The organism is Burkholderia sp. WTPI3, assembly GCF_021483755.1.
In the GTDB taxonomy this organism is placed as follows: Bacteria; Pseudomonadota; Gammaproteobacteria; order Burkholderiales; family Burkholderiaceae; genus Burkholderia.
In genome coordinates, this window is record NZ_JAGIXF010000174.1 from 1 (window position 1) to 4956 (window position 4956).

General features: G+C 67.4%; 3 protein-coding genes. 1 reads left to right on the top strand and 2 read right to left on the bottom strand.

Annotated elements, in window-relative coordinates:
• On the bottom strand, positions 1–1631 hold a 1631-nt coding region (locus tag J7024_RS36180; RefSeq protein WP_234745984.1), incomplete at its 3' end, for an alkaline phosphatase family protein.
• A gap of 308 nt (positions 1632–1939) precedes the next feature.
• Here J7024_RS36180 and J7024_RS36185 point away from each other — a divergent pair.
• Positions 1940–2161, top strand: coding sequence for a hypothetical protein (locus J7024_RS36185; protein ID WP_124826674.1), 222 nt, complete (start codon positions 1940–1942; stop codon positions 2159–2161).
• A gap of 82 nt (positions 2162–2243) precedes the next feature.
• On the opposite strand, the gene J7024_RS36190 is transcribed toward J7024_RS36185, so the two are convergent.
• Positions 2244–4956: DUF748 domain-containing protein (locus J7024_RS36190; RefSeq protein ID WP_234745985.1), on the bottom strand; the 2713-nt coding region annotated here is incomplete at its 5' end.

Here is a 4956-nt window from a genome sequence, read left to right on the forward strand (position 1 = left end):
ACCACCGCGTTCAGCAGACGCGGTTCGGCGCCGAGCAGCCCGAGGATCGTCGGCGCGACCTGCTTCGTGCCGACGACGTCGGTTACGGTACGCGCGCGGTGCAGCCCCGGATACGACACGAGCAGGCCGAGGTGGCTGTCGTCCGGCGCGTTGCCGCCGTGCTCCTCGTCCTTCGTCTTGCTCGACGTGTAGATAACACCAGGATTCGGCTGGACGATGATGTCCGGCGTGCGGCCGTTGGCCGGATCGCCGAAGCGCTCGGCCAGCGCCGCGCCGTACAGGATGTAGGCCTGCGAGCCGTCCGCGCAGATCCCCGGCGCGTTGCAGCTCAGGTTCGCCTTCAGCGTCTGCACCACGGCCGTGCGCTGGTTGCGCTCGCGCAGCCAGATCAGGCCGACGTCGTCGGTCTGCACGAAGCCCGTGTCGACGAGGCCGGAGCCGTCGTTCAGGTTGCCCGTCTTCGTGTTGTTCTGGCCGAAGTTGCCGTTCGGGTCGAGGTAGTTGTTCGCCTCGAGCAGCTTCGTCAGCGTGTCGCCGTTCTTCACGAGCTTCGTGTGATCGGTCGGCGACTGGCCATGCTTCGACGTGACGATCACGGCCGTCGACGAATACAGGTTGGCCTGCTTCAGCGCCGCGACGATACGGCCGATCGAGTTGTCGACATAGGTGATCGCGTTGGCGACCTGCCCGTTCGGCGTGAAGTTCGCGTCGAGATAGCCGCCGCCCGTCGCGACCGTCGCCTTCTGCGCGACGCTGAGCGTCTGGAAGTCGGCGCCGAACAGCGTCGGCACCGGCGCGCTCTTCGTGCCCGTCGAATCGCGACCGTCGATCTGGTTGATCAGCGCCTGCACGTGCAGGTTGTCGAAGCGCGCGGTGTGCGAATAGACGTCCGTGTAGTTCGTGCCCGTGGCCGGGTCGATCGAGTTGATCTCGGTGCGCGCGAGATCGTCGACGCCGGTGCCCGACGGCCCGTTCAGCCAGTCATAGCCCCATGCGTGCTTGTCGGCCCACGCGGTGTACGCGTTCGGGATGCCGGCCTTCACGGCCTCGAACACCGTATTGGTCTTCACGTAGTTGTGCGGATAGACCGGCACGCACTTGCCGTTGACCTTCGCGTTCGGGATCGCCTGCGGGTTGAACGCACCGCCGCCGTCGAGGTGGACGAGCGCGCCGCCGTTCTCGGCATCGATGCCCGTCGTCTCGTCGAACACGACGTTCCAGCCCTGCTTGCCCGAACACGTCGTGTCGCTCGGCGCGTACAGGTTGCGGTCGTACGACACGTCGTAGAACAGGCCGGCCGTCTTCGGCGAGCCACCCGTCACGAGCGCCGCGAGCCCCGGGAACGAATCGGACAGACCGGGCGTATACGCGTTCGTGTACGTGACGCCGCTTTGCGCGAGCACCGCGATGTTCGGACACGTGTTCGCGCCGATGCAGCGCGCGAGATCCTGCTCGTGCAGGCCGTCGATGCTGAGCAGCAACACGTGCTTCACGACGCGCCGGCCGCGGCCAGCGTCGTTGCCCTGACCGTTGCCGTCCTGCTGCGCCGCGTAGGCGCCCGCGCTTGCGAGCGCCAGCGCGCCCGCCACCATTGCCGCAACCTTCCGCTGCTTACCAAGGAAAGACATCATCACCCCACCTCATCGATTGACGTTGAATTGCGTGCCCTGCCATCAGGCGCGCAAAATATCGCCGCGCCGTGGGGCGCTCGCATGAAGCGGGGCTTTCTGTTTTCTATCAAACGTAACCAATCGCAAGCGACGCGAAGCCGTCGCGAAGCAAGGTGACCTGGCGCACGCTGCGACGTGCGCGCCCGACACCCGCACCGGGCCGGGCCGGTGCACCGTGCGGGCAGCGGCCCCGCCGCGAGATTTTTTTTCGGGGTTGGCGCGGAACTATTGGCGTGCGATAAAGGGTTTTCCCTGACCCGGAGCCGAGTATGTCGACCCTGGAAGCGCTACGGTTCGTGCTGGACGATGCACGCACCCCGGAAATCATTCGCCATCACGTCGTCGACGCGCTGCAGTACGCGTTGCGCAACCACGGATCCGTGTTCACGGCAAAGGAAGTCGAATGGCTCGCGCAGTGGGACGATGCCCGGCTGCCGCTGGCCGCGAGGAAGGAACTGGACAAGCGCGAACCGGCGATTGCCGTGCGCTGAAACGAAACGCGCCGCCGCGCCCGCTCGATGTGCGGACGCGGCGGCGGCGAAGGGTGGATGGCGGGGTAGTACCGCGCGCGGCTTACTGGAGCCCGAAATCGACGCGCGTCGTCGCACCCTTGTCGTCGATGCCCTTCGCGTCGAGCTTCGGCGCCACGATGAACATGCGGCTCGCATCGATCTTGCCGTCGAGGTACTGACGCACGGCCTCCGCGCGCTGCTGCGCGAGCGCGCGCAGCGCGTTGTCGTCGGCCGGCGCGTGATCGGCAAGCGCCTTCTTCATGTCCGCATCGGGCAGCGTCTTCTGCATGCCGATCAGGTTGCGCGGCTTCTTGAAGTCGGCGGCCTTGTACGCGCGCGTCAGGTACTTGGTGTACTCGGACGGATCGACCTTCACCGACATCGGATCGACGCTCTCGCCCTGGCCGACCACGTCCTTCAGCTTCTGCTGGCGCACCAGGCGATCGACGTACGCTTCGCGCAGCCCCGGCGTGTCCTTCGCCGGATCGACGCGGCCGATCAGGTCCAGCCGGATCGACGGCTTCTCGGTCAGCATCTTCACGACGGTGTCGAGCTTCTTCTGCTGTGCATCGGTCAACTCGTACGAGCCCGGTGCGAACTCGACGTAGCCGAGATCCGCACCGCCGCTGCCGAACGCATTCGCGAGCAGCGTGAACGGCGACGTGACGGCCTTCGCGATCAGGTTCAGTACCGCGTGCCAGATGAGGCCGCCGACGCTGAACTCCGGATTCGACAGCGAGCCCGACACCGGCAGGTTCACATCGATCTGGCCGCGCGTGTTCTTCAGCAGCGAGATCGCGAGCTTCACCGGCAGCTTGGTCGCCGTGTCGTTGTCGATGTGATCGCCGAACGTGAGCTGGTCGATGAAGATGTGGTTGTTCGCCGACAACTGGTCGTTCGCGAGTTGGTAATGCAGATCGACGTTGAGCTTGCCCTTCGTGATCGGATAGCCGGCGTACTTCGCGGAATACGGCGTCAGGTTGGTCAGCTCGATGTCGTGCGCGGTCGCCGTCAGGTCCAGCGCCGGCTTCTCGATCAGCGGGTTCACCGAGCCCTTGATCGAAATCGGCCCGTTACCTGAAAGGTTCGCGGCGACATCGACCGGCGCGGACGTCGTCGAGTCCGTGCCGAACGCGCCGACCGTGCCCTTGATCGCAACGAGGTTCGCCGTGTAGTTCGGCTTGATGAAGTTGTCGGTGTAGGTCACGCGGCCGTTCTGCAGCACGAGCTGGCCGAAATGCATGCGCACCGGGTTCTGCGGCGGCGTCGCGGCCTTCACGACCGCCGTTGCCGACGCGGCGGCCGGCGCGGACGCCTGCTGCGCCGCCACGGCCGACGCGGCCTGGGTGGCCGCCGGCGGCGTCATGCCCGGCGACAGCGGCACCGGTTCGGTCTTGCTCGCATCACGCGTGAGCGACTGCGCCGGGCCCGACTGCTGCGCGACGACGTCCTTCAGGTTCAGGCGCCCCTGCGCATCGAGCAGCACGCGGCCGTAGAAGTTCGAGAACGTCACGCGCGCCGCGTCGACGTCGGTGCCCTTCTCGTCGTAGCGCACCTTCAGGCTCGACAGCGCGAGCGAGCGCCAGCCCGCGAACGGATCGGAGGTCGCCTTGTCGAGCATCCGCACGTCGACCAGCGCGACGTCGCCGCGATAGGTCGCGCGCGGCGCGTCCTTCACCTGCGCGAACGTCAGGTTGCCCTGCGCGTCGAGCAGCGCGCTCGCGATGGTCGCGTTCAGCGCGCTGCCGAAGTACGGCTCGAACGCGGCCGCGTCGAGGCGGTTGCCGTTGATCTTCAGGCCGAGCTTCAGCGGCTGCGCGGTCACGTCGCCCGACACGTTCAGCGAACCCTTGCGGTTCAGCGTCGCCTTCAACTGCACCGGCAGCGGCTTCGTCATGTCGTCGCTGATCATCGGCACCGACAGGTCGAGCGGCTTGAGCGCGAGCTTCACCGGGCGCGGCGTCGACAGGTCCGTGAAGTTCGCGGACGAATCCTTCACGTTCAGCGCGTCGATCCGGTAATGCCAGGACGGCGCGGCCGCCTCGGCCTTGCGCGCGACCGTGCGCTTGGGCACCGACGCCTGCGCGGGTTCGGCCAGCGCCGCGAGATCGATCTTGCCGTCCTTCAGGCGCTTCACGTCGAGCCCGAGCCCGGTCGCATCCACGCTCGCGATTTCCGCGCTGCGCGCGGCGACGTCGATCTTCGCGATCGTCGCGGTCGCATCCGATAGCGCGATCGCGGGCGCCTTCGCGTCCGGCGTCGCGAGCTTCAGCGACTTCAGGCTCACCGTGCTGTCGGCGACCTGCGCGTCGAGCGGCGTCTTGCCCCAGTCGGCCTTCGCGTTGACGCTCGCGCCGAGCGTGCCGTCGAGCACGCGTGCACGGGTCGCCTCGCCGAGGTAGGGCTGGAACGCCGGCAGCGCGAGCGCATCGATCGTCAGCTTCGTGTCGGCCTGCTTCGCCGCCAGGTCGAGCGCGCCTTCGGCCTTCACGTCGCCGCCGTGCGACAGCGACGTCGACAGCGTGTACTTCGCGGGCGTCTTGCCCTGCAGCGTGAAGCCGTCGAGCGTCGCGGCAAGCCTGGTCAGCGACATCGCGGTCGGCGTCGCCGGCACGCGGTCGTCGACGTTGATCGTGCCGCCGTCGATCGCGAAATGGCGGATCGTGAGATCCAGCGGCGGCGCTTCCTTCGCGGCGGCTTCGGCCTTCGCGCCGCTTGCCGCATCGGCGACAGCAGCGGTGGTGGCGCCCGATGCAGCCGATGCGGCCGATGCA